The 24,079-nt window shown below is 64.3% G+C and carries 21 protein-coding genes; 13 read left to right on the forward strand and 8 right to left on the reverse strand.

What is annotated here, in order from left to right; translation table 11 throughout:
* Positions 1-12: 12 nt before the first annotated feature.
* From BCCGELA001_RS16390 to BCCGELA001_RS16410, 5 genes are all read left to right on the forward strand, one after another.
* Positions 13-1,212, forward strand: coding sequence for a CaiB/BaiF CoA transferase family protein (locus BCCGELA001_RS16390; RefSeq protein WP_008552362.1), 1,200 nt, complete (start codon positions 13-15; stop codon positions 1,210-1,212).
* A 151-nt stretch (positions 1,213-1,363) separates the two neighbouring features.
* Positions 1,364-2,500 carry a thiolase family protein gene (locus BCCGELA001_RS16395; protein ID WP_008552352.1) on the forward strand — a complete coding sequence of 379 codons (1,137 nt, stop codon included), beginning with the start codon at positions 1,364-1,366 and terminating at the stop codon, positions 2,498-2,500.
* Positions 2,497-2,856: a Zn-ribbon domain-containing OB-fold protein gene (locus BCCGELA001_RS16400; RefSeq protein ID WP_008552350.1), complete on the forward strand. Its 360-nt coding sequence runs from the start codon at positions 2,497-2,499 to the stop codon at positions 2,854-2,856. Before BCCGELA001_RS16395 ends, BCCGELA001_RS16400 begins: the two co-directional genes overlap by 4 nt.
* A 483-nt stretch (positions 2,857-3,339) precedes the next feature.
* Positions 3,340-3,867: a carboxymuconolactone decarboxylase family protein gene (locus BCCGELA001_RS16405; RefSeq protein ID WP_008552346.1), complete on the forward strand. Its 528-nt coding sequence runs from the start codon at positions 3,340-3,342 to the stop codon at positions 3,865-3,867.
* A 25-nt stretch (positions 3,868-3,892) separates the two neighbouring features.
* Entirely contained in the window at positions 3,893-4,195 is a 303-nt protein-coding gene (locus BCCGELA001_RS16410) for a nucleoside triphosphate pyrophosphohydrolase family protein (protein ID WP_008552344.1), read from the forward strand.
* A 157-nt stretch (positions 4,196-4,352) separates the two neighbouring features.
* On the opposite strand, the gene glsA is transcribed toward BCCGELA001_RS16410, so the two are convergent.
* From glsA to BCCGELA001_RS16430, 4 genes are all read right to left on the reverse strand, one after another.
* Positions 4,353-6,200 carry a glutaminase A gene (gene glsA, locus BCCGELA001_RS16415; protein WP_008552343.1) on the reverse strand — a complete coding sequence of 616 codons (1,848 nt, stop codon included), beginning with the start codon at positions 6,198-6,200 and terminating at the stop codon, positions 4,353-4,355.
* Positions 6,201-6,221: 21 nt separating this feature from the next.
* Positions 6,222-8,294 (reverse strand): TRAP transporter permease, encoded by a 2,073-nt coding sequence (locus BCCGELA001_RS16420; RefSeq protein ID WP_060735799.1) that lies wholly within the window; start codon positions 8,292-8,294, stop codon positions 6,222-6,224.
* Positions 8,295-8,433: 139 nt separating this feature from the next.
* Positions 8,434-9,600, reverse strand: a complete 1,167-nt coding sequence (locus tag BCCGELA001_RS16425; RefSeq protein ID WP_060737683.1) for a TAXI family TRAP transporter solute-binding subunit — start codon at positions 9,598-9,600, stop codon at positions 8,434-8,436.
* 167 nt (positions 9,601-9,767) lie between these two features.
* Positions 9,768-9,989, reverse strand: coding sequence for an acetyl-CoA carboxylase biotin carboxyl carrier protein subunit (locus tag BCCGELA001_RS16430; RefSeq protein WP_008552338.1), 222 nt, complete (start codon positions 9,987-9,989; stop codon positions 9,768-9,770).
* A 94-nt stretch (positions 9,990-10,083) separates the two neighbouring features.
* Between BCCGELA001_RS16430 and BCCGELA001_RS16435 the strand changes: the two genes are divergently transcribed.
* From BCCGELA001_RS16435 to BCCGELA001_RS16460, 6 genes are all read left to right on the forward strand, one after another.
* On the forward strand, positions 10,084-11,058 hold the full coding sequence (locus BCCGELA001_RS16435; RefSeq protein WP_060735800.1) for an IclR family transcriptional regulator: 975 nt from the start codon (positions 10,084-10,086) through the stop codon (positions 11,056-11,058).
* Entirely contained in the window at positions 10,988-12,547 is a 1,560-nt protein-coding gene (locus BCCGELA001_RS16440; protein ID WP_060735801.1) for an acyl-CoA carboxylase subunit beta, read from the forward strand. The genes BCCGELA001_RS16435 and BCCGELA001_RS16440 overlap by 71 nt, the downstream gene beginning before the upstream one ends.
* Positions 12,548-12,656: 109 nt before the next feature.
* Positions 12,657-14,351, forward strand: a complete 1,695-nt coding sequence (locus BCCGELA001_RS16445) for a GMC family oxidoreductase (protein WP_008552311.1) — start codon at positions 12,657-12,659, stop codon at positions 14,349-14,351.
* A 355-nt stretch (positions 14,352-14,706) separates the two neighbouring features.
* Positions 14,707-16,116: a TadE/TadG family type IV pilus assembly protein gene (locus BCCGELA001_RS16450; protein ID WP_060737684.1), complete on the forward strand. Its 1,410-nt coding sequence runs from the start codon at positions 14,707-14,709 to the stop codon at positions 16,114-16,116.
* A gap of 12 nt (positions 16,117-16,128) precedes the next feature.
* Complete coding sequence (locus BCCGELA001_RS16455) at positions 16,129-16,680, forward strand: TadE/TadG family type IV pilus assembly protein (RefSeq protein WP_008552296.1); 552 nt, start codon at positions 16,129-16,131, stop codon at positions 16,678-16,680.
* The gene (locus tag BCCGELA001_RS16460) at positions 16,680-17,333 is read left to right on the forward strand and encodes a TadE/TadG family type IV pilus assembly protein (protein ID WP_082813918.1); all 654 of its coding nucleotides are present in this window, start codon (positions 16,680-16,682) and stop codon (positions 17,331-17,333) included. The genes BCCGELA001_RS16455 and BCCGELA001_RS16460 overlap by 1 nt, the downstream gene beginning before the upstream one ends.
* Before the next feature lie 7 nt (positions 17,334-17,340).
* On the opposite strand, the gene BCCGELA001_RS16465 is transcribed toward BCCGELA001_RS16460, so the two are convergent.
* The 4 genes from BCCGELA001_RS16465 to BCCGELA001_RS16480 all read right to left on the reverse strand — a co-directional run bounded on the left by BCCGELA001_RS16465 (position 17,341) and on the right by BCCGELA001_RS16480 (position 22,679).
* A complete protein-coding gene (locus BCCGELA001_RS16465; protein WP_060735802.1) occupies positions 17,341-18,816 on the reverse strand; it encodes an FAD-binding oxidoreductase in 1,476 nt (491 codons plus the stop codon).
* A 173-nt stretch (positions 18,817-18,989) separates the two neighbouring features.
* Complete coding sequence (locus BCCGELA001_RS16470; RefSeq protein WP_008552291.1) at positions 18,990-20,279, reverse strand: MFS transporter; 1,290 nt, start codon at positions 20,277-20,279, stop codon at positions 18,990-18,992.
* A 111-nt stretch (positions 20,280-20,390) separates the two neighbouring features.
* A complete protein-coding gene (locus BCCGELA001_RS16475; RefSeq protein WP_060735803.1) occupies positions 20,391-21,587 on the reverse strand; it encodes an acetyl-CoA C-acyltransferase in 1,197 nt (398 codons plus the stop codon).
* 321 nt (positions 21,588-21,908) lie between these two features.
* Positions 21,909-22,679, reverse strand: a complete 771-nt coding sequence (locus tag BCCGELA001_RS16480; protein ID WP_008552281.1) for an enoyl-CoA hydratase — start codon at positions 22,677-22,679, stop codon at positions 21,909-21,911.
* A 152-nt stretch (positions 22,680-22,831) separates the two neighbouring features.
* Between BCCGELA001_RS16480 and BCCGELA001_RS16485 the strand changes: the two genes are divergently transcribed.
* Both BCCGELA001_RS16485 and BCCGELA001_RS16490 read left to right on the forward strand, forming a co-directional pair.
* The gene (locus BCCGELA001_RS16485; protein ID WP_008552280.1) at positions 22,832-23,362 is read left to right on the forward strand and encodes a PaaI family thioesterase; all 531 of its coding nucleotides are present in this window, start codon (positions 22,832-22,834) and stop codon (positions 23,360-23,362) included.
* A gap of 69 nt (positions 23,363-23,431) precedes the next feature.
* Positions 23,432-24,046, forward strand: a complete 615-nt coding sequence (locus tag BCCGELA001_RS16490; protein ID WP_008552279.1) for a TetR/AcrR family transcriptional regulator — start codon at positions 23,432-23,434, stop codon at positions 24,044-24,046.
* Positions 24,047-24,079: the final 33 nt, after the last annotated feature.

Genomic DNA, 24,079 nt, shown 5'->3' on the forward strand with positions numbered 1-24,079 from the left:
CGGGAGCGAACGATGGGGCCGCTGAAAGGCATCAAGGTCGTCGACATGACCACCGTGCTGATGGGACCCTATGCGACCCAGATGCTCGGCGATTACGGCGCCGACATCATCAAGGTGGAATCGCTGGACGGCGACGTCACCCGGCTGATCGGCCCGACGCGGCATGCCGGCATGGGCCCGGTGTTCCTCAACACCAACCGCAGCAAGCGCTCGATCTGCCTCGACCTGAAGAAGCCCGCGGGACGCGAGGCCGTGCTGCGGCTGCTGAAGGACGCCGACGTGCTCGTCTACAACGTCCGCCCGCAGGCGATGGCGCGACTTCAACTCGGCTATGACGTCGTCTCCGCGATCAATTCCCGCCTGGTCTATGCCGGCGTGTTCGGCTTCGGCCAAGACGGGCCGTACGCTGCAAAGCCCGCCTATGACGACCTGATCCAGGGCGCCACCGCGTTGCCGGCACTGATGGCGCAGACCGGCGACGGTGTGCCGCGCTATGTGCCGAACGCGCTGGTCGACCGCATCGTCGGCCTCACTGCGGTCGGCGCGATCTGCGCCAGCCTCGTGCACCGCGACCGCACCGGGCGCGGCCAGCGTGTGGACATCCCGATGTTCGAGACCATGGCCGGCTTCGTCATGGGCGACCACATGGGCGGGCTCACCTATGAGCCGCCGCTCGACAAGGGCGGCTATGCCCGCCATCTCTCGCGCGACCGCCGCCCCTACAAGACCTGGGACGGTTATCTCAGCGTCATCGTCTATAACGACAAGCAGTGGGAGAATTTCTTCAAGGCCACGGCACGCGATGATCTGCGCGCCGATCCCAAATTCGCGACCTTCGCGGGCCGGGCGGCGAATATCGATGTCGTCTATGCCGAGCTCGCGCGCATCTTCGAGACGCGCACGACGGCGGAGTGGATCGATCTTCTGACCAAGGCCGACGTGCCGGTCATGCCGATGCACGATCTGCAAACGATCCTGCACGATGAGCATCTCGAGGCGACTGGCTTCTTCCCGGTGGTGAACCATCCGACGGAAGGGCCGATCCGCAGCATGAAGGTGACGGCGACCTGGTCGGAGACCGAAGCCGAGCCGGTGCGGCTGGCGCCGCGCCTCAACGAGCACGGCGCGGAGATCTTGCGCCAGATCGGATACTCGGCCGACGAAATCGCCGCCATGGTCCGCGACGGTGTCACGCGTGCCGCGCCGGAGTAGGGGAAAGAGCAATGGCAAAGATTCTCTCATCCGTCATTCCGGGGCGCGCCCTCTTGGGGCGCGAGCCCGGAATCCATACTCCCGATGGTGGTTATGGATTCCGGGCTCGCGACTTCGTCGCGCCCCGGAATGACAGCGGAGAGGTAAAGAGATGAGCTTCATCACCGGCGTCGGCCTCACGCCGTTCGGCAAGCACGAAGGCTCATCCTCGCTCGACCTGATGAGCAAGGCCGCCCAAGCCGCGCTCGACGATGCCGGGCTGAAACGCTCGGACATCGACGGCATCCTCTGCGGCTACTCCACCGTCTCGCCGCACATCATGCTGGCCACCGTCTTCGCCGAGCATTTCGGCATCCGTCCCGCCTACGCCCACGCGGTGCAGGTCGGCGGTGCGACGGGTCTCGCGATGACCATGCTTGCCCATCACCTCGTCCATACAGGCGTCGCGCGCAACGTGCTCGTCGTCGCCGGCGAGAACCGTCTCACCGGGCAGAGCCGCGATGCCTCGATCCAGGCGCTGGCGCAGGTCGGCCATCCCGATTACGAGGTGCCGCTCGGACCGACCATTCCCGCCTATTACGGGCTCGTTGCCAACAGGTACATGCACGAATATGGGGTGACCCAAGAAGACCTCGCTGAATTCGCGGTGCTGATGCGCGCGCACGCCTGCACCCATCCCGGCGCGCAATTCCACGAACCCATCACGGTGGCCGACGTCATGGCCTCGAAGCCGGTGGCGATGCCGCTGAAATTGCTCGACTGCTGCCCGGTGTCCGACGGCGGCGCGGCATTCGTCATCAGCCGTGAGCGGACCGGCGAGACGGGCGTGCGCATCCGCGGCTGCGCCCAGGCCCACACCCATCAACACGTCACGGCGGCACCAAGCTTAAGCGAGCTCGGCGCCGAAATCTCCGTTGCGCGCGCAAAGGAATCCTCCGGCCTTGCGATCTCCGACGTGCGCTATGCCGCGATCTACGACAGTTTCACCATCACCCTGGCGATGCTGCTGGAAGACCTGGGCCTTGCCGGCCGCGGCGAGGCCGCAGCCCGCGTCCGATCGGGCCATTTCAGCCGTGACGGCGCGATGCCGCTCAACACCCATGGCGGCCTGCTCAGCTACGGCCATTGCGGCGTCGGCGGCGCCATGGCGCATCTGGTTGAGGCGCATTTGCAGATGACGGGGCGGGCTGCGAATCGACAGGTGCGCGACGCCTCGATCGCACTGCTGCACGGCGACGGCGGTGTGCTGTCGTCGCATGTCAGTATGTTCCTGGAGCGGGTGCGATGAGCGAGCGACTGGCGGACTGGACCAAGGGCGAGCCGGCCATCACCTATCAGACCTGCGCCGCCTGCGGCCATGTGCAGTATATTCACCGCGCCTTCTGCTCTGCCTGCGGCGCGTCCGATCTGTCCGAAGCTCGCGCCAGCGGCAAGGGCAGGGTGTACGCGACGTCGCTTGTCTGCCGCGCCGCCACGCCGGAGACGCGTGCGCACGTGCCCTACAACATCCTGCTGGTCGATTGTGCCGAGGGGTTTCGCATGATGGCCCACGGCGCGAATGACCTCGCCATCGGCGATTCGGTCAGTGCGAGCTTCAAGCCGTTTGCCGGGAAGCTCGTGCCGTTCTTCGCGAAGGGCACGTAAAGGGATTCGTCATTCGGGGGCGGTCTTACGACCGAACCTGGAACGGGTATTCTGGGCCTGGCTTGTGCGAGAGCCACCCCGGAATGACGAAAACTCTGAGAACGCTTACTAACGCCCGTAGAACAAGATGCTGGCGATGACGAGCATCGCCGTCACCGCCAGCATGTGCGCGAGCGCTCCCGAGGCCGCCCCCTTGATGGCTTCCTTCATGCCGTTTTCTCCCTAGACTTGGGCGTGACTCATCGTTGCGCGGTCAAGCGCAAAGACGGTCAATTGTTTTTACTCGGAACACCCCACTTGCGAGTACTCACCGCGAATTGTCCCCACGCGGCGAATATCGACTGTGTCAGGGTCGATCAGCAATGCGGCGGCAATTTGACTCGATGATGTTGCTCCTGCGTCGGCGCAAGAATAGAGTTTCAGAGAACCCTCGCCGATCGCGACAAAAAGCGTCAAAAATTCAGGGAAAACTTCAGGAAAATCATGGCCCGCATTCAGTACAGCGACCCGTCCAAGGCCTCCGACCGCACCCGCGAAATCCTCGACAAGAACCGCAATGCCAACATTTTCCGCATGATGGCGCACTCGCCGAGTTACTTCGAGCAGTATTGCCGCCTGGGCGGCGCCATCCGCCATAAGGGCGAGCTCGATCCGATCGTGCGGGAGCTCGCGATTACCCGTACGGGGATCTTGTGTGAGGCGCCGTACGAGATCGTGGCGCACAAGCGCATCGGCAAGAATGTCGGCGTCACCGACGAGCAGAACGAGGCGCTCGAAAATTGGCAAGCTGCCAAGTGTTTTGACGAGACGCAGCGCGCCGCGCTCGCCTTCACCGACGAGATCGTCAAATTGAACAAGCCGACGGACGCCACCTTCAAGGCGATCGCATCGAAGCTGACGCCGGCCGCGCTGGTCGAGCTTCAGCTCTCGGTCGGCTTCTACATCATGACGTCGAAATTCCTGGAAACCTTCGAGATCGATCTTCAGCCGGTCACGGAAGTGGTGGGCTGATCGACAAGAGCGGCGAGGGAGGCCGATGACGATCGATGACTACGCGGCCTGGGCCGCAACCATTGCGAAAGTCGAAGAGCATCCGTCCAACGAGCGGCTGTCCTATCTCGGGCTCGGCCTCGCCAGCGAAGCCGGCGAGGTCGCCGATCACATCAAGAAACTGCTGCGCGATGATTGGCTCGACAAGGCAGGTCTGGTCGATGAGCTCGGCGACGTCATCTACTACTGGGCCTGCCTGTGCGCCGCGACCGGCCGGAAGCCGTCCGAACTGCTCGAGGCCAGCGCGGCCAAGATCAAGCGACGGTTGGGCGAGGCCGCGAGCCGCTGATGCATTTCTGTGTAGCCATCCTTCGAGACGCCCGCCGTTGGCGGGCCCTCAGGATGAGGACCGAGTGCGCGGCAACAGTTTTCAACCAGCCGCAGTGCCGCTTAGCCTCATCCTGAGGAGACCGCGCAGCGGTCGTCTCGAAGGACGAGGCGTGCGTTCAGGTCGACGTCAGAATATCCACCTTTGCGTTGGCGACGATCAGGCGGTCGGCCAACAGCTGCGCCAGATTGCGCATGATGCGCTCGCTGGCGCGCGGGTGCTGTTCGCGGAAGCGCTCGAAGTCCTTGAGCGGCACCTCGAACACGGTCGCCGCCATGTCGGCAAACACGTCGGCGGAGCGCGTTGCCTCCAGCAGTGCCATCTCACCGAAGGCCATGCCGGCGGTGAGCGTTGCCAGCCTGACGCCGTCGGGCAGCGTGACATGGACCGCGCCGCTTCGGAGGAAGAACACGGTATCGGCGGCATCGCCAGTCGTCACGATCTTCGCGCCGGAGGGATAGCTGCTGATCGTGCAGAGCGCTGCGAGATCGGACAGCTCGTCCTCGCTCAGCCCGGCGAGCAGCGGCTGCTCGGCAAGCTCGGTGGTCTCGTGGAAGTCGATCGAGCCGCCATAGCGGTAGACGATCTGGTCCTCCGCCCATTCGATCGCGGTATCCAGCAGGTAGAAATCGCGGACGTTCTTCAGCTCCGCTGTCCATTCCCGCAAGCTGTCCCATTCCTTGGAGGCGCGCCGGATGCCTGAGATCACGACGGTGACGTTCAGCGCCGCCAGCTCCTCGAAGGCCTCGGCGACGAGCCGCGCGCCGGCGCGCGTGGTCGAGGTGACGCGGTGCAGATCGAAGATCACGAATTGCGGGCGCGGCCGGCCCGCGAGCCGTCGTGAGACATAGTCGACGGCGGAAAGCGACAGCGTGCCGACCAGCTCGATGATCCGCACCTCCTGCTCGTGCGCGGCCAGGATCTCGCGCTCTTGTGGCCGGCGCACGCGGCGGGACGGGCTCTTGCCGATGTCATAGTCCGCTATAACCGCGTTGCGCGCGTCGTCGCTGCGGTTGAGCATGTGCAGATCGTAGTGCGAGGACAGTGCCTCGCAGACCTTGATGCCGCGCACGCTGTTGCCGTGCTTGTCCAGCCTCGGCGAGTAGCTGCCGAGCCCGAGCCTGGCAGGGAGCGCGGCGAGGATGCCGCCGCCGACGCCGCTCTTGGCGGGAAGGCCGATCCGGTAGATCCATTCGCCGGCATAATCATACATGCCGGACGAGGTCATCACCGAAAGCGTGCGCGAGATCGCGTAAGGCGTCAGCACCTGCTCGCCCGTCACCGGATTGATGCCGCGATTGGCGAGCGTCGCCGCCATCACCGCGATGTCGCGTGCGGTGACCAGCACGGCGCATTGCCGGAAATAGACGTCGAGGACGCCGGCGACATTGTCGGATATCACGGCATTGGTCTTGAGCAGATAGCCGATCGCACGGTTGCGGTCGCCGGTCTGGCTTTCGGATGTGTAGACGGCCTCGTCGACGGCGAGGTCGCGTCCGGCAAAGCGGCTGAGCGCGAGACGGATCTGCTCGAAAGCGTCCGCGCCTTTGCTGTCATAGATCAGCCCGGTGCAGGCGATCGCGCCGGCATTGACCATTGGGTTGAACGGATGGTTGTCGGAATTGAGCCGGATCGAGTTGAAGGGATCGCCGGAGGGCTCGACGCCGATGGCGCTTTCGACCTTCCCTGCACCCAAAAGGTCCAGCGCCAGCCCGAACACGAAGGGTTTGGACATCGACTGGATGGTGAAGGGCACTCGGCTGTCGCCGACTTCGTAGACATGGCCGTCGAGCGTCGCGAGGCTGATGCCGAAATAGGCAGGGTCCGCCTTGCTCAGCTCGGGAATGTAGTCGGCGACGCTGCCCGAGATCTCGGCCGAGAATTCATTGAGGCAATTGTCCAGAAACCGCAGCAAAGGCGGTCTCGAGCGGGTCCAGGCGGAGGTGGCGGGCGATAACGGCTTCATCGCCCCACTTGTGCAACGCAATCAGGGTGCGCGCAACCCGTCCGGAACTATGCTCTGCCGGCGAACCAGGAGCAGGGCGAGCAAGACCGTGGGCAGGAGGATCGCAAGGCCGAGCAGCGTGACCTGCAGCTGCGACAGCGGCATGATCCCGCCCCCCGGCGTCGCCACCACGAAGCCGCCGATCACCAGGAGCACGCGGATCGGCCATTCCAGCGCACCGGTGCCGCGCAAATCGCCGACGAAAGGCTGGTAGCCCTGGATGCCGCCGCAGATGAACAGCGTGCCGAACGCAGCAAGGCCCATCAGGCCGAGGCCGGCAAGGTAGGGGCTCGGCCCCTGCAGCACCAGCGCCGGATTGAGCACGAAGAAGAACGGGATGAAATAGATGATGCTGCCGACCCACATCGATTCCCAGCCGGTCTTCATCGCCGGCGAGCCGGCGATGCCTGCTGCGGCGAACGAGGCGATCGCGACCGGCGGCGTGATCGACGACAGCATGCCCCAATAGAAGATGAACATGTGCACGGCCATGCGGTTGAGCCCGAGCTTCTCCAGCGCGGGAGCGACCAGGATGGCGAGGAAGATGTAGCAGGCCGTCGTCGTCAACCCGAGGCCGAGAATGAGGCTGGTGAGGGCGCACATGCCGAGCAGCAGGAAGGCATTGTCGCCCGCGATGTGCAGCAGGTCATTGGCAAGGCTCGAGACCACGCCGGTCATCGAGAACGCGCCGATCAGAAGGCCGCAGCCGGCGAGGATGCCGACCAACTCGACGAAGGTGCGGCCGTTGACCTCCAGGAATTTGCCGATGGTCGCGAACGTCCACCGCGTGTCCTTGGAGAAGAGCTGGTTGAGGATCAGCAGCAGGGCGGTGGCGTAGAACGGCGCGTGGCTCTCGCGTTTGAAATAAAGCAGCATCACGATCAGGAGCGCGATGACGAATACGTAGTACCAGCCGTCCTTGATCGTATCCATGACCCGCGGCAGGTCGGCGCGCGGGATGCCCTTCAGCCCATGACGCGCGGCGTAGGTGTCGACCTGCATGAACAGGCCGACGTAGTAGAGCGCGGCCGGGATGATGGCGGCGAGCGCGACTTCCGCGTAGCTGACGTTGAGGAACTGTGCGATCACGAAGGCGGTCGCGCCCATCACCGGCGGCGCCAGCACCGCGCCTGTAGAGGCGCAGGCCTCGATCGCGGCGGCATAGGAGGCGCGGAAGCCGCTCTTCTTCATCACGGGGATGGTCATGGTGCCCGCGGTGAGCACGTTGGAGATGATCGAACCTGACATCATGCCGAGCAGACCGCTGGCAAAGATGCAGACCTTCGCGGCACCGCCGCGGAAGGTGCCGCACATCGCGAAGGAGAGGTTGATGAAGAATTTGCCGGCGCCCGTCATCATCAGTGCGGTTCCGAACACCAGGAAGCCGATCACGGTGTCGGCAAAGGCCTGGATGGGAATGCCGAGCAGGCTTTCGCCGGAAAGCACGTGATAGGCGGTCGCCTGCTCCAGCGTCGATTGCGTGCCGCGGAACGGCCCGAGCCAGCTGGCCTCGGCGAACAGCGGATAGACGGTGAAGGGCATCACGCTCAGGAGCAGGCTCCAGCCGCCGGTGCGGCGCAGCGCCTCCATCAGCATCGCCCACATCACGAGGCCCGCGGCGATCACGGGGGGCGGCGCGCCGCCGAATTCCCAGCCGGCCTCAGCGGCCTTGCGCACGTTCGACATCAGCATGATGGCCGCAGCGAATGTCGCCACGAACAGGACGAGGTCGTACCAGGGAATCCGGTCGAGCGGGGCGCGTTCAGCGCCAGGAAAGATCAGGAAGGTGAAGGGCAGCATCAACGCGATCAGGAGATAGAAATACTCCGTGTTGAGCTGGGTGTAGCCGACGAAGAAGCGCAGCGAGAATTGCTGGTTGATGCAGAGCAGGATGGTCGCGGCCGTCGCGACCACAAGCGTCCAGCGCCAGGTGCCGCGCAACGTGCGCACGCGCGTGACTTCCGCCTCCTGCATGTTGCCGGCGGCGCCGTGAGGATCGTCGAACACGACTCGCTTGGTCGCGTCTTGCGGGGCGGTGGAAGTGGAAGAAGACATAGCGACCCCGCTGGTGGGCTACTGAAAGCAGATTAGGCTAATGACTATTGGTCGAACGCTCGCGCCGCGGGCTCAACCTCTCCCGCGTGCGGGAGAGGTTGCGCACTTGCCTCTTAGCGCCGAGCGTGACGCCATTCGTCTATTCCTCGAACCCGTTAGGCATGTCGGCCTTGGCAAGCGCCGCGGCGCGCGCCTTCATCCACCCGTCGACGAACGCCTTGTCGTCGGACGGCGGATTCGACTTGCCATAGTCCGTCCACGCCGCGCCGAGCACCTCCTGGCGCTTGATCAGTTTGTTGTTGTGCGCCTCCTGCGCGTCGCTCCAATGGCCGGCTTCCTTCAGCGCCTTCACCGCGCCGGGATGCACCGGCACCACCCAGTTCTTGGTCTGGCGGTCGGCGCCGAGGCCGCCGGCGCCGGGCGCTGAGTCCTTGTAGGCATCGTAGTTCACGATCATCGACTTGGTGATCGCATAGATCTGGTCAGCCGGTTGCGATGCATAGGTGACGAAGATCGGGTAGGGGTAGTTGCCGAGCTCCACCGGCTTCTGCGGTGTGATGCCGGCGCCGCAGGTCGCAAGCTGCGGGAAGAAGAACGAGCCGACCTTCTGCATCCGCGCCCAGCCTTCCTTGTCCTTGGCGGGCAGCGGCGGCCAGATCAGGCCGCGCGGCGAGGTCTCCGCTTCCTTGGCCGGGCCGGTGATGGTGGTGCCGAAGGCGGCGTCGACATCGTTGTTGATCAGCCCTTTCCACATCGCGCCGTAACTGGCGAACTCGACGGCCTTGACGTCCTTCTGCGTGAGGCCTGCGAAAGCCAGCACCGCGAGCGAGTTCTGGTTCAGCGCAGGCGAGCCGACCACGAAGCCGACGCGCTTGCCCTTGAGGTCTTTCAGCTCCTTCACTCCGGTGTCGGCGGCAACGCCGAGCGAGCCGCAATTGCAGTCGACGGACGAGAGCAGGATCTGGAGCGGCTGCGGTCCCCATTCCTTCGATCCGAACTCGAACACGCCCTCCTGCGCGAAATAGGTGCCTGATCCCATCGCGGACGAGACCGCGCGCTTGGCACGCAGCGGCGCGAGGCGTGCGACGTCGTTGCCCGCGGGGAGCACGCGCACATCGGTGCCGTATTTGTCCTTCATCATCTTGCCGACGCCGACCGCGATGTTGAAGCCGGCGGTGCCGGTGTCATAAGCGGTGAACGTCAACGTCGCCGGCAACTTGAGATCCTCGGCGGACGCGTAGCGAGTAGACACAAAAGAAATGCCCGCCACCAAGGCAGGCGCGAGCACGAGCAGCCCACGAAGCATGTTTCCCTCCATCAATCCTCGCGTTTGCCGCGAAGAATTTCGTTCTTTGTTTGAAACAACGTTTTGTTTGCAGCAGATCATGTCACTGCGATCGAGCGATGGCAACGCCGGACCGCGAGTGCAGAAACGGCGCTGACAGAATGTCGCGGAATCAGCGGATCATGCAGTCAACTCGCGACGATCGCGATGGTCTGTCCCTCCGCAACGACGTCGTCGAGCTTCACCAGAAGCGATGTGATCGTGCCGCTCGCGGGCGAGGGCACCGGTATCTCCATCTTCATCGCTTCGACTACCACAATCTCATCGCCATCCGCGACGGTTCCTCCAACTTGCACGGGAGTTGCGCAGATCCGGCCCGCGATCTCCGTGACGATCTTAATTTCTGGCATGCCATCGCCTTTTTGTTGTCGTCGCAAAATGCCTGAGGTAGCGTCGTCTGCAAGTGGAATTTAATTCCGCAGAGCGGAACAAACGGTAGGGAACATGGGACGACGATCGGAGCGGTTGAGTAGGCAAGGCGCGCTCGCTGGCGATGCCGGTGAGGGTGATGTCATTCAGGTGGTGTCGCGCGCGTTCGACGTGTTGCGATGTTTCGAGGGCCACGAGGCGCGACTCGGCAATCTCGAGATCTCAAATCGCTGCGGTCTGCCGCGCTCGACGGTGTCGCGGCTCACGCACACGCTGACCCGCATGGGCCAGCTCGTCTATCTGCCGCGCGATCAAAAATATCGTATCGGCCCGAGCGCGGTGGCAATGAGCGCCTCGATGATGAAGGGCGCGCAGCTGCGCAGCATGATCCGCCAGCGGCTGCAGGAGGTCGCCGACCAGCTTCCCGGCACGGTCGGCTTCGTCGTGCCCGACCGTTTCCATCTCGTCTATCTCCAGTTTGCGCGCTCGGCGAGCGCGCTCGGCCTGCACGAGGGCACAGGCAGCCGCATCTCGATGGCCTCGACCGCGGCAGGCGCAGCCTACACCGCCGCGCTGGCGCCTGAGATCGGCGATGCATTCATCGCCGACATGGAGAGGGAAGCCCCCGATGCTGCGAAGATTCTCAAGCCCCGCATCGAGGCCAACCGGCAGTCGCTGCGCGAGCGCGGCTATGTCGTAGCCTGCGGCTTGTGGAGCCCGCACATCAACGGGCTCGCGGTGCCGATCTGGTCGCCGCAATATCAGACCTTCGTGGTCATCACGATCGGCCTGCTCTCGGCGATGTATGACGAACAGCGCCTGCATGACGAAGTCGCGCCGCTGATGCTCACGCTCGGCCGCTCGCTCGGCAGTCTGATGGAAGGCGCCGAGGGCGACGTCTTCAACAACCGTATCTCGCGTAAGCCGGTCGCAATGGCCGTGCACAACAATAACAAGCCGATCAATTCGGAGGGAGTGAATGAACTGGAAGCCGGAACTCGACGAGCTCGCCCGGCGCGAAGCCTTCGCGCGGGAGATGGGCGGCGTTGACAAGGTCAAGCGACAACATGACCAGGGCCGGCTGACTGTTCGGGAGCGCATCGACGGACTGATCGACAAGGGAAGCTTTCACGAGATCGGTGCCGTCTCCGGCATCGGTGAGTACGATTCCAGCGGCGAGCTGAAGAAGCTGACACCGGCCAACTGCGTGTTCGGCCGGGCGCGCGTCGACGGCCGCACGATTGTCGTGGTCGGCGATGATTTTACCGTGCGCGGCGGCTCGGCCGATGCATCCATTTCCGCAAAGCCGCTGATGGCGGAGGAGATGGCGCACGACTTCCGCCTGCCCATCGTCCGCATCATCGAAGGCTCCGGCGGCGGCGGCTCGGTCAAGACCATCGAGACCAAGGGCGCGGCGAACCTGCCCGGCGGCATCGGCGGCACGCGCTGGTATCGCTTCACGACGGAGAATTTGTCGCGCGTGCCGGTCGTGGCACTCGGCCTCGGCTCGGTGGCGGGCTTGGGTGCCGCGCGTCTGGCCGCCAGCCACTATTCCATCATGACGAGGAAGTCCGCGATGTTCGTCGCGGGGCCTCCAGTGGTGAAGGCGCTGGGGCAAGATCTTTCGAAGGAAGAGCTCGGCGGCGCCGACATCCAGACCCGCGCCGGCGCGGTCGATCATGCCGTCGACACGGAAGAAGAAGCGTTCGCCTGCGCGCGGCGTTTCCTGTCTTATCTGCCGTCGTCAGTCTACGAGCTGCCGCCGACCCTGCCGTGCAGGGACGATCCGGAGCGCGGTGACGAAGCACTGTTGAGCGCGGTGCCGCGTAACCGCAAGCAGGTCTACAAGATGCGGCCCATCATCGAGTCCGTCGTCGACAAGGGCTCGTTCTTCGAGGTCGCCAAGAACTTCGGCAAGCCGATCATCGTCGGCCTCGCGCGGCTCGAGGGCAGGGCGGTGATGGTGCTCGCCAGCGACAGCTTCCACTACGGCGGGTCCTGGACGGCCGATGCGTGCCAGAAGGTGGTGCGCTGGGTCGATTTCGCCGAAACCTTCCATCTGCCGGTCGTCTATCTCATGGACTGCCCCGGCTTCATGATCGGCCTCGATGCGGAGAAAGCCGCCACCATCCGCCACGGCGTCCGTGCCATGGCCGCGGTGAACCAGACCACCGTGCCCTGGTGCACAGTGATCCTGCGCAACGCCTTCGGCGTCGCCGGCGTCGTGCATCAGCCGGCCGACCGCTTCTCGATCCGCTACGCCTGGCCGTCCGCCTATTGGGGCTCGCTGCCGCTGGAAGGCGGCATTGAAGCTGCCTACCGCGCCGACATCGACGCGGCCGAGGACAAGGCTGCCAAGCTCAGGGAGATCGAGGAGCGCCTCAACAAGCTGCGCTCGCCGTTCCGCTCGGCCGAAAAATTCTGGGTCGAAGAGATCATCGACCCCAGGAAGACGCGGTCGCTGTTGTGCGAGTTCGCGCGCCTCGCCGAGCCGCTGCGCAAGGCCGGCCCGCCCGAGAATTTTTCCATCAGGCCGTGATGTTCAGCCATCATCGCGGCTGCGACGATCTTGTCGCGGCCGCGATGGCGTGACCGCGAAACAAGAACGCGCTACGTTCCCCGGATAAGAACAAGAGGACGCGCCAATCGTGTTTGACTTCATCATCGTGGGCGGCGGCTCGGCAGGGTCCGTGCTGGCCCACAGGCTCTCTGCAAAGAGCACCAACAAGGTCCTGCTGTGCGAAGCCGGACAGGACACGCCACCCGGCAACGAGCCGGCCGAGATCAGGGACAGCTATCCGGGCACGGCCTATTTCGATCCGCGCTTCCACTGGACCGAGCTCAAGGTCACCACCCAGATCGTCAGCCACAACAATCCGAACGAGGGACGTCCGCCCTTGCGCAAATACGAGCAGGCGCGGGTGCTCGGCGGCGGCTCCTCGATCAACGGCCAGATGGCCAATCGCGGCGCGCCGACCGATTACGACGAGTGGCAGGCGCGCGGCGCCGAGGGCTGGAGTTGGGCCGACGTGCTGCCCTTCTTCAAGAAGGTCGAGCGCGATCTCGATTTCGACGGGCCGTACCACGGCAAGGACGGCCGGATCCCGGTCCGCCGCATCCCGCGGGAGCACTGGACGCGGCATTCGGAAGCGTTCGCGCAAGCCTTCCAGCAGGCCGGCCACCAGTTCGTGCCCGACCAGAACGGCGAGTTCGTCGACGGCTATTTCCCGGTGACGCATTCCAACCAGGCCGAACAGCGCGTCTCGGCCGCGATGGGCTATCTCGACCGCGACACCCGCAAGCGGGCCAACCTCACGATCTCCACCAACACGCAAGTCCGCGAGCTGCTGTTCGAGGGCACGCAATGCGTCGGCGTGAAGGCAATGGTCGACGGGCGCGAGCAGGAATTCCGCGGCCGCGAGATCATCCTCTCGAGCGGCGCGATCCATTCGCCGGCGCATCTCTTGCGGGCCGGCATCGGGCCGGTCGGTCATCTCAAGGATCTCGGCATTCCCGTGCTGATGGGGCTTCCGGGCGTCGGCCAGCGCCTGATGGATCATCCCTCGATCTCGCTGTCGTCCTTCGTCCGACGCGACGCGCGCATGAACGAGCACACCAGGCGTCACATGCAACTCGGCCTGCGTTATTCCTCCGGGCTGCCTGATGTACCGAAGGGCGACATGTTCGTCGTCGTCATCAGCAAATCGGCCTGGCACGCGGTCGGCGCGCAGATCGGCTCGCTCCTGACCTTCGTCAACAAGACTTATTCCGAGACCGGGCAGGTCAAGCTCGCCTCGCGCGATCCCGCAGCCGAGCCGATCGTCGAGTTCAACCTGCTGTCCGACCGCCGCGACCTCGATCGGCTGATGAGCGGCTTCCGCAAGATGGCGGCCGTGCAGATGAGTGAGGTCGTCAGGAAGGTGACGGACAAGCCGTTTCCGGCCGCCTATACCGATCGCGTCCGCAAGATCGGCGTCGTCAACACCAGGAACAAGATCCTGACCAAGATCGCCGCAACGTTGATGGACGGACCGGCAGCGCTGCGTCACTACATGATCGACAATTTCGTGGTCGAAGGCTTCACCTTCGATCAGGTGCTGAACGACGACGAGGCGCTGGAGGCCTTCGTGCGCAAGGCGACCATCGGCGTGTGGCATGCCTCGTGCTCGTGCCGCATGGGCCGGGCCGACGATCCCATGGCGGTGGTCGATAGCCAGGGCCGCGTCAAGGGTGTGCAGGGCCTGCGTGTCGTCGATGCCTCGATCTTCCCGGTGGTGCCCTGCGCCAACACCAACTTCCCGGTCCTGATGTCAGCGGAAAAGATCGCGGCTGCGATGCAGTAAGGCGCAAGCGGGGTAAACCTCCGGTATCGAGCGCAGCTGCGGGCCTCCGTAGCTCGAGCCATGGTGTCTCAAGTTAGGACAGGCAGCCAGGCATCCCGGCCTGTGACGGGTTCGTCCTTACCGGAGTCTCTGCGATCGCCTTTAGGCGACGTTAATGATGCCTTCTCAATACGATAGATCGCACCTCGCTGCGGTCCATGTTTGTCTGGTGGCCGTAAGCGTTGATTAAGAAGGCCATATCCATATTCCGGTTTGCGATGCGCGGAGGATCGGCAGCGGGACAGCTGCGCCCCCTTAGCGTCTTGAGATTTCAGGAAGTGTTTTTGCCGCAAAGCCGGCAATCAGGATGAAGGTCATGCTCCGCCGCGTAGTGCGTCATTTCGCGAGAGATCGGAAGGCCAACGTCGCCATTATCTTCGCGCTCATGATGGTGCCGATCATCTTTCTTCTGGGTATGACGCTCGACTACACGCTTGCCTTGCGCAAGCGCGAGCAATTAGACGCCGCCGCTGATGCCGCCGCAATCGCAGCCGTGCGGCCCTCGATGCTGACGCAGACCGACACGGCCGTCGTCAAGGCGACCGCGGAAGCCGTCTTTGCCACGAAGGCGAACCTTCCCGGCCTGTCGTCGGTGCCAACGCCCACGGTCACGGTCACCGATTCCGGTCTCGCACGGACGATCACGGTTGCCTACACCGCGCAGTCTATCAACAATTTTCCCGGCGTTCTCGGCAAGCAGACCTGGCAAGTCAACGGCTCCGCCACGGCGCAGGCGTCCAGCGCGCCCAACATGAACTTCTATTTGCTGTTGGACGTGTCTCCGTCGATGGCGCTTGGGGCAACGCAGGCCGACATCAACAGCATGATCACGGCGACGAGCAGTCAGCCGGCTTACGCGAGGAACTGTGCGTTCGCCTGCCATGAGGTTCATCCCAACAACCAGAACCCGAGCTCATCGAACAAGGACAATCTCACCGTCGCGCGCGCCAACAACATCACGCTGCGCATCGATCTCGTGACCAATGCCGTCAAGCAGTTGATCGTGGGGCCCTGGACGTGTCCCCAGTCGGGTGTTTCGGGCGGTGTCATGCAATGCATGGCCGCGCTCAACAACACGACATACAAGGCCGCCATCTACACTTTCGATTATAAATTGAACACGGTCCAGACGCTGACGACACCGACGACCGCGGGCACGCAGATCGGCAACATTAAGCTCATGCCGGTGGATCACCAGAACTGCGTGATCATCAACCAATGTTCTACCGACTACGGCTCGGACATTGCCGGCGGGCTGACGAGCGTGAACAACATCATGCCCGCGCCAGGCGGCGGCACAAATCAGTCTGGCGACACGCCGCAGGAGGTGGTGTTCCTTGTAACCGACGGGGTCGAAGACAAGCTGATCCTGAAGTCGGCAAGCTGCGATCCGAACGCCACCTATCCACTTCCGACGGTCGGCAGCACGCAAGTGCGATGCCAGCAGCCGCTCAATGCAGCGGCCTGCACGACGATCAAGAACCGGGGCATTCGCATCGCGGTGCTCTACACCGAGTATCTGCAGTTGCCGACCGATGGCTGGTACAACAGCCGTATCGCGCAGTTCAACAATCCGTCCTCATCCACGGGCCAGATCGCGCAACGGCTGCAATCATGTGCTTCGCCGGGTCTGTACAAGAGCGTCCAGACCGGCGGCGACATCTCCGCGGCGCTGACGGACCTGTTCCTCAAGGTCGCATCCAGCACGGCCAGCCTTGTGAAGTAGAGAACACGCGACATGATCGGCCACGCCGCAACGACCAAGAGACGCCGCGACCGCTGCGCCGCCTTTACGCGGGACAGCAGGGGCGCGACGGCCGTGGAGTTCGCGCTGGTCGCTGCGCCGTTCCTCGCGCTCATCATCGCGCTGATCCAGACGTTCCTGGTCTTCTTTGCCCAGCAGATGCTCGAATCCGTCGTGCGCCAGTCGGGTCGCCTCGTCATGACAGGGCAGGTTCGATCTGCGCAGATGAGTCAGGCAGTTTTCAAGCAGAAGGTTTGCGACCAGATCGTGATCCTGTTCAATTGCAACGGCTTGATGGTCGATATGCAGGTTGCGACTTCATGGACCTCGGCGAACACGGGAATCCCCAGCCTGACCTACGACGGCTCGGGCAAGGTCAGTAATACCTGGCAGTACAACTACGGCGATCGCGGCGATATCGTTGTGCTCCGCGTCATGTATGAGTGGCCGGTCGTCCTCGGGCCGCTCGGTTTTAACCTCTCGAACCTCAGCAATGGCAATCGGCTGATCATGTCGACCGCCGCGTTCCAGAACGAGCCATCATGATGATGTCCGCCCTATCGTCTCGCGCCCGGCACTTGTTCGCCGATAACCGCGCCGTCGCAGCGACGGAGTTCGCCATGGTGGTGCCGTTCATGCTGGTGCTCTATGTCGGTGGCGTCGAGCTCGGCAACGGCCTGGCCATGAACGTCAAGGTCAGCTCGACCGCGCACAGCGTCGCCGACATGATCACGCAGAACACGGCTGTCACCACGTCTCAGATGGAAGGCATTCTCGCGGCGTCGAGCGCCATCATGGCTCCCTATCCGATCAAGAGCGGTAGCACCTCCTTGATGACGATCACGGTCTCGGGCGTGTCGACCGACAGCAGCGGCAAAGCAACCGTGCAATGGAGCAAATCCACAAGCTCCTCCGGGGCGCGAGCCGTCGGTCAACAGATGACCTTGTCGAACTTCACCGGGCCAAGCGGCACCAGCAACGCCAATATCTCACTGGTTCTGAGCGAGGTGTCCTACGACTATACGCCAAATCTGGGCTTCACCATCGCCGGGACCGTAAAGCTGTCGGACAGTTACTATTTATTCCCGCGCTGCTCGACGAACGGACCGGCTACCTCGAGCTTTCCCTATTACGACGTGAAGTATCCGGCGACCTCCACCTGCACCTGCGTCCAGCACTTGCAGCAGAAGACCTGTTGATCCCAGGTTACAGCCGCAACACCTTGCCGGGATTCATGATGTTCTGCGGATCGAGCGCGCGCTTGATGGTGCGCATGATGTCGAGTTCCGTCCTCGACCGATAGTGGCTGAGCTCGTCGAGCTTGTCGATGCCGATGCCGTGCTCCGCCGAGATCGAGCCGCCCATGGAGGTGATGAGGTCGTTCACGGCCCGCGTGATGGCGCCCTTGTATTGGGTCAACGTCTGCTGATCCATGCCTACCGGTCCCATGAACGAGAAATGCAGATTGCCGTCGCCGATGTGTCCAAGGGGGTAGGGGCGGATGGTCGGGAGAATGTCGAGTACGGCCTCAAGCCCCTTGTCGATGAAGGCAGGTATTTTGGAGATCGCGACCGAGACATCGTAGCTCAGTCCCGGCCCCTCGGCCCGCGAGGCCTCGGCGACGCCTTCGCGGATGCGCCACATGTTGCGCGACTGGCTGACCGTTTGTGCGATCGCGGCATCGAGCACGCGGCCGGCCTCGAGCTGATCGGCGAGGAACTGCTCCAGCTTCTCGGACATGCCCTCGGCCCCATCCCGGCGTGGCCGCGCAGACGACCATTCCAGCAGGAGATACCATGGCGTGTCCGCTGTCAGCGGATCCTGGGTGCCGGGAATGTGGCGCAGCACCATGTCGATGGCAGCGCGGCTCATCAGCTCGCAGGAGCCGACATTGTCCTCGGACGCCGCATGCGCTTCGGACAGGATCTCCAGGGCCGCGCGGGGATCACGGATCGCCAGCCACGCGGTGCTGACATCCTTCGGCGCCGGCCATAGCTTGAGCACGGCCTTGGTGATGACGCCCAGCGTGCCTTCGGCGCCCATGAAGAGGTGCTTGAGGTCGTAGCCGGTGTTGTCCTTCTTGAGCGCACGCAACCCGTCCCAGACATCGCCATTGGGCAGGACGACCTCGAGCCCCAGGACGAGGTTGCGCGCATTGCCATAACGCAGCACCTGCACGCCGCCAGCGTTGGTCGACAGATTGCCCCCGATCATGCAGGAGCCTTGCGCGCCCAGGCTGAGCGGCAGGAACCTGTCGTGCCCCGCCGCCGTCTCCTGGAGGGTCTGCAGCACGCAGCCGGCCTCGACCGTCATCGAATAGCCGACGGGATCGACCTCCAGCACGCGATTCATGCGGCCCAGCGACAACACGATGCCGGTATGCGCGGGCCAGGGCGTTGCCCCTCCCATCAGGCCGGTGTTGCCGCCCTGCGGCACGATGGCGATGCCGTGCTCATGGCAAAGCCGGACTACTCTCGACGCTTCTTCCGTGCTGCCAGGACGCACGACAGCTCCGGCACCGCCGACCAGCAATCCCCGCCAATCCGTCACGAACGGCTGCTTGCCGTGCTCGTCCTCGATAATGCCCTTCTCGCCCACGATCGCGCGCAACGCATCGCGCAACTCGGCGGTCAAGGGAACGGTCGGGATGAGGGGGGCTGAGGACGGGAGGGCAGCCGGCATGTGTTTCCTCTGGCGCATCTTGGTGTGCACTGCGCACGTGACGTGCTCAGGACATTGTCCACGTTTGCGGGGAGGAGTCTAACGGGAATGTGGCGCGCAAAGGCTCCACTGCATCTAGTGGATGGCGACGCCGCCGGGCTCGGCGTCGCGCACGATCGGATACTAATCCGGCCTCACGCCGCAGCCGTCTGTAGTTTGGGTTGCCTTGACAATGCCAGCACGATCAGCGCGGCGAACACGCACAGCGCACCGGCGATGAAGAAGGCGGGCAGATAGCTCTGATAGACCGTCCGCGAGAAGCCGGCGCCGAAGGCGGCCGCCCCGGCACCGAGCTGGTGGCCGGCAAAGATCCAGCCGAACACCAGATTGGCGCGCTCGGGTCCGAACTTCTGGGCCGTGAGCCGCACCGTCGGCGGCACCGTGGCGATCCAGTCGAGCCCGTAGAACATCGCGAAGAGCGAGAGACCGTAGAACGAAAAGTCGCTGAAGGGCAGGAAGATCAGCGAGAGCCCGCGCAGGCCGTAGTACCAGAACAGCAGCCAGCGATTGTCGTAGCGGTCCGACAGCCAGCCCGACATGATCGTGCCGAAGAAGTCGAAGATGCCCATTGCCGCCAGCAGGCTCGCCGCCTGCACCTGCGGAATGCCGAAATCGAGACACATCGGGATCAAGTGCACCTGGACGAGGCCGTTGGTCGAAGCGCCGCAGACGAAGAAGGTCGCAAACAGGATCCAGAACGCGGTCGACTTCGAGGCATCGCGCAACGTGCCGAGCGCCACGCCCGTGATTGAGCCGTGGCTGGCGGGCGGGGCGGGCAGGGGCGCGGTGCCCTCGTCACCGAACGGCCGCAGGCCGACATCGCTCGGTCGGTCACACATCGCGAGCACCACCGCCAGCGACGAGATCACGAGCATGATGCAGACCAGGCCGAGCGCGAGGCGCCAGCCATAGCGTTCGGTAAGGCTCGCCAAGAGCGGCAGGAACACGAGCTGGCCGGTGGCGACGCTCGCGGTCATGATGCCGACCACGAGACCGCGCCTGGCCGCGAACCAGCGCGTGGCAATGGTCGCGCCGAGCACGAGCGCGGTCATGCCGGTGCCGATGCCGATCACCACACCCCAGAGGGCGATGAGCTGCCAGACCTCGGTCATGCCGAGCGAGAGCACGAGCGCCGAGACCACGATGAGCTGGGCGGCCAACGTGACGTTGCGCAGGCCATAGCGGTTGAGCAGGGCGGCCGCGAACGGCGCCATCAGCCCGAACAGGATGAAGCGGATCGACAGCGCGGACGAGATCTCCGCCGTGCTCCAGCCGAATTCCTTTTGGAGGGGAACGATGAATACGCCGGGCGCACCGACCGTGCCGGCGCTGATCAGCGCGGCGAGGAAGGTGACGCCGACCATCACCCAGCCGTAGTGGATGTTGCGGCGGGAAAGCGCTGCCGCGAGCCAGTTCGAGATCATTGGGCCTCGGTATCGATGGCAGGTCGCAAGAGACCCGCCTCAGTTTGCAAGATGACACGGGACGTGTCTGTCGCAAATGACAGAGTTCCCTCGTTTACGGACTTTCTCGCGTCAGTGCGCCGGCCGCTCCACCGCGATGGCGGTGGCTTCGCCGCCACCGATGCAGAGCGCCGCGACGCCACGCCTGAGGTTCTGCGCCTCGAGCGCATGCAGCAGCGTCACGATCAGTCGTGCGCCGGTCGCGCCGATGGGATGGCCGAGCGCGCAGGCGCCGCCATTGACGTTCAGCTTTTCGCGGGGGATGCCGAGGTCACGCTGCGCCGCCATCGCCACGACGGCGAAGGCCTCGTTGATCTCGAACAGGTCAACATCGGAGGCAGCCCAGCCGACCTTGTCGAGCAGCTTGCGGATCGCCGGAATCGGCGCCGTGGTGAACCATTGCGGCTCCTGGCTGTGCGTGGAGTGGCCCTTGATCTCGGCCAGAACCGGCAGCCCGCCGCGGTCGGCGAGCGAGCGTCTGGTCAGCACCAGCGCCGCGGCGCCGTCGGCATTGGCGGAGGAGGCGGCCGGCGTGATGGTGCCATTGGCACGGAATGCCGGCTTGAGACCGGGAATCTTCGCCGGCTCGACCTTGAAGGGATGCTCGTCATTGGTGATGACGCGGGGACCTGCTTTCTCCGTCAGCGTGATCGGGGCGATCTCGGCCTTGAACACGCCGTCCTCGACGGCCTTGCGCGCGCGGCTGAGTGTCTCCATCGCATAGGCGTCCTGGTCCTTGCGCGTGAACTGGTAGGCTTCCGCGGTCGCCTCGCCGAAATCGCCCATCGAGCGCCCGGTCTCGTAGGCGTCCTCCAGCCCGTCCATCATCATGTGGTCGATGATGCGGTCGTGGCCGGCGCGATAGCCGCCGCGTGCCTTCGCGAGCAGGTAGGGCGCGTTGCTCATGCTCTCCATGCCGCCGGACACGACGATCTGTGCAGATCCCGCGCGAATGATGTCGTGCGCCAGCATAGTCGCCTTCATGCCGGAGCCGCAGACCTTGTTGACGGTGGTCGCACCCGTGGCATCGGGCAGGCCCGCCGCGCGCGCCGCCTGGCGCGCCGGTGCCTGGCCCTGGCCGGCCGGCAGCACGCAGCCCATGAAGACCTCGTCGATTTTCTCTGGCGCAAGCTTGGCGCGCTCCAGCGCCGCGCTGATCACGTGAGAGCCGAGCTTGTGCGCGGGGAGCGGCGACAGCTCGCCCATGAAGCGGCCGAGCGGGGTGCGGGCTGCGGAGACGATGACGACGGGATCGGCGGTTTCGGCCATGACGGGACTCCGTGCGGTAACGAATAAGATTATGGTCATCATATGATGCGGCGCAAAAAATGCAACCACGCTCGGGATGAGAAAATGTCGTGGGTCGGATGAGATTTGTTCGTTCTATTGAGGAGGTGGGCAAATGGGCCGCTCCTGTGGGTACAACCGTCGTCCCACACGACCCTGTCATTGCCCGCGAGGCGGGCAATCCAGGATTCCAGAGGCCGTCGTGTTTAAGCCGAGAAGCCGCGGCGTACTGGATGCCCCGGTCAAGCCGGGGCATGACACCTTTCGCTCGGAGGGCGCCCCATTGGCGCAGAGGCGATAGGCCTACCGTTTCCTGTTCACGAACGCCTGCATCAGCCGTGTCGGCTCGTCCGTCAGGAACGACTCGCCGAATACCTTGACGCTCAAATTCACCGACTCCGTCAGCGGCAATTCCTCCCATTGCCGCAGCAGCGCTTTCTGCGAGCGCAGCGCCTCGGGCCCGCATGCGAGCAGCGCGTTCACGACATGCTCGACCTCGGCATCGAGTCCGCCTTCCGGCGCGACCTTGTCGACCAGTCCCCAGGCCAGCGCCGTCGGTGCATCGATGTTCTCCGCGGTCATCACCAGCCAGCGGGCACGGGCCCAGCCGATCAGGCGCGGCAAGAGCGCGGCGTGGATCACCGAGGGGATGCCGACCCGGACCTCCGGCATGCCGAAATGCGCATCGTGTGCGGCAATGCGGAAGTCGCAGGCGGCGGCGACCTCCAGGCCGCCGCCGAGGCACCAGCCCGGCATGCGGGCGATGACGGGGGCGGGGAATTGGCGCACGGCTTCGCAGAGATCGCGCAGGCGGCTGATGAAGGCCTCGGCTGATCTTTGGTCGAGCTTGGCCATCTCCTTGATATCGGCACCGCCGATCATGCTCTTCTCGCTCTGGCCGCGCAGCACGACGATGCGGATGCTTCGGTCAGATGCGAGCTGCTCGAGGCCTTCGCGCACTGCATCGGTGACGGGCGAGCCGAGAATGTTGAGCGAGCCGGCATTGCAGATCGCGACATGAACGACGCCGCGGTCATCACGCGTGATGCCGCAGTGTTGATTGAGCATTTCCATCGTTTGATCTCGAAAGATTGGTGGTTTCGGGACGCCTATGGATGTCCGGATCACTTCCGGTCTGAACGGGCCGCTTGTCAAGCGGGCGGCGACGGAGTTGCCAGCCTGAAATCCGTGACATAGTATGATGTATATCATACAAAGAGGCCGCCATGACCGGATCCGATCGACTGAATCTGTTTTCGCCCGAACAGCGCCGCGAGCGCGTGGTGGACTGGCAGGTGCCCGCGCCGGTCGCGAAAGTGGCGATGGGCCTGTCGGGCATGGACGCCATGCTGGGCATTCGCGACGGCCGGCTGCCGCCGCCCCCTTTCGCGAAGGTGATCGGGTTCACCATGGCCGTGGTCGAGCCGGGCCGGATTGTCATGGAACTGGAGCCGCGCGAGGATCTCGAGAACACCATCGGCCTCCTGCACGGGGCGACGGCGGCGGCGCTGATCGATACCGCGATGGGATGCGCTATCTCGACCCGGTTGGAAGCAGGGCAATCGTCCGTGACGCTCGACCTGAAGATGACCTTCCTGCGTCCGCTCTCGGTCCGCTCGGGGTTGATCTCGGCCGAGGGCAAGGTGATCAAGCTGGGACGCCAGACCAGCTATACCGAAGGCTTTGTGCGCGACGGCAAAGGCGCGCTCGCGGTCCATGCAACTGCAACCTTCTCGATGATCGGCGCAACAACTTGACATGATTTAATTCACCGTCTGGTCCATTTCTGTGTTATGAGATGATCTCCGACATCCAATGAGATCCGTATGCGCTATTCCCGGGAACACAAGCAGGAAACCCACGACCGCATCGTGAAGAAGGCCTCAGTGCGGTTGCGCGAAAAGGGCGCCCACGGCATCGGCGTCGCCGACCTCATGAAGGAGGCGGGCCTGACCCATGGCGGCTTCTACGCGCATTTCGATTCCCGCGAGGCGCTGGTGATCGAGGCTTTCGCCTACGCCATGGATCGCTCCATGGACCATTGGCGCAAGCTCACCGGTGAGGCCGCGCCCGAAAAGCGGCTGGCCCTGGTCGCGGAGAGCTATCTCTCCGCGCTCCATCGCGACAATCCCGGCCATGGTTGCTCGATTCCCGCTCTCGGCGCGGAGATCGCGCGCGAAAGCCCGAAGACGCGCAAGGCCTTTGCCGGCAAGCTCGACGAGATGATCGAGATGATGACCGACTACATTCCCAACCTGCCGCGCAAGGCGGCACGCAAGCAGGCGATCGCGACATTGGCGACGATGGCCGGCACCATGCTGCTGGCGCGCATCGCCGGCTCCAGCGAGCTGTCGGACGAGGTGCTGAAGGCCGGCCGGGACAGTGCGCTCGAGGGTGCGAAGCGCGAGCCGAAGGTTGCAGCGAAGAAGACGAAGACCTAGGCGAGATGCCGTCGGGTGGGCAAAGCGGAGCGG

Origin of the sequence: Bradyrhizobium sp. CCGE-LA001 (assembly GCF_000296215.2) — a bacterium.
GTDB lineage: Bacteria > Pseudomonadota > Alphaproteobacteria > Rhizobiales > Xanthobacteraceae > Bradyrhizobium.

Bases quoted from the DNA above. Each gene is read 5' to 3' on its own strand.
- BCCGELA001_RS16390 (WP_008552362.1), top strand. From the start codon at position 13: ATGGGGCCGCTGAAAGGCATCAAGGTCGTCGACATGACCACCGTGCTG.
- BCCGELA001_RS16395 (WP_008552352.1), top strand. From the start codon at position 1,364: ATGAGCTTCATCACCGGCGTCGGCCTCACGCCGTTCGGCAAGCACGAA.
- BCCGELA001_RS16400 (WP_008552350.1), top strand. From the start codon at position 2,497: ATGAGCGAGCGACTGGCGGACTGGACCAAGGGCGAGCCGGCCATCACC.
- BCCGELA001_RS16405 (WP_008552346.1), top strand. From the start codon at position 3,340: ATGGCCCGCATTCAGTACAGCGACCCGTCCAAGGCCTCCGACCGCACC.
- BCCGELA001_RS16410 (WP_008552344.1), top strand. From the start codon at position 3,893: ATGACGATCGATGACTACGCGGCCTGGGCCGCAACCATTGCGAAAGTC.
- glsA (WP_008552343.1), bottom strand. From the start codon at position 6,200: ATGAAGCCGTTATCGCCCGCCACCTCCGCCTGGACCCGCTCGAGACCG.
- BCCGELA001_RS16420 (WP_060735799.1), bottom strand. From the start codon at position 8,294: ATGTCTTCTTCCACTTCCACCGCCCCGCAAGACGCGACCAAGCGAGTC.
- BCCGELA001_RS16425 (WP_060737683.1), bottom strand. From the start codon at position 9,600: ATGCTTCGTGGGCTGCTCGTGCTCGCGCCTGCCTTGGTGGCGGGCATT.
- BCCGELA001_RS16430 (WP_008552338.1), bottom strand. From the start codon at position 9,989: ATGCCAGAAATTAAGATCGTCACGGAGATCGCGGGCCGGATCTGCGCA.
- BCCGELA001_RS16435 (WP_060735800.1), top strand. From the start codon at position 10,084: ATGGGACGACGATCGGAGCGGTTGAGTAGGCAAGGCGCGCTCGCTGGC.
- BCCGELA001_RS16440 (WP_060735801.1), top strand. From the start codon at position 10,988: ATGAACTGGAAGCCGGAACTCGACGAGCTCGCCCGGCGCGAAGCCTTC.
- BCCGELA001_RS16450 (WP_060737684.1), top strand. From the start codon at position 14,707: ATGCTCCGCCGCGTAGTGCGTCATTTCGCGAGAGATCGGAAGGCCAAC.
- BCCGELA001_RS16455 (WP_008552296.1), top strand. From the start codon at position 16,129: ATGATCGGCCACGCCGCAACGACCAAGAGACGCCGCGACCGCTGCGCC.
- BCCGELA001_RS16460 (WP_082813918.1), top strand. From the start codon at position 16,680: ATGATGTCCGCCCTATCGTCTCGCGCCCGGCACTTGTTCGCCGATAAC.
- BCCGELA001_RS16465 (WP_060735802.1), bottom strand. From the start codon at position 18,816: ATGCCGGCTGCCCTCCCGTCCTCAGCCCCCCTCATCCCGACCGTTCCC.
- BCCGELA001_RS16470 (WP_008552291.1), bottom strand. From the start codon at position 20,279: ATGATCTCGAACTGGCTCGCGGCAGCGCTTTCCCGCCGCAACATCCAC.
- BCCGELA001_RS16475 (WP_060735803.1), bottom strand. From the start codon at position 21,587: ATGGCCGAAACCGCCGATCCCGTCGTCATCGTCTCCGCAGCCCGCACC.
- BCCGELA001_RS16480 (WP_008552281.1), bottom strand. From the start codon at position 22,679: ATGGAAATGCTCAATCAACACTGCGGCATCACGCGTGATGACCGCGGC.
- BCCGELA001_RS16485 (WP_008552280.1), top strand. From the start codon at position 22,832: ATGACCGGATCCGATCGACTGAATCTGTTTTCGCCCGAACAGCGCCGC.
- BCCGELA001_RS16490 (WP_008552279.1), top strand. From the start codon at position 23,432: ATGCGCTATTCCCGGGAACACAAGCAGGAAACCCACGACCGCATCGTG.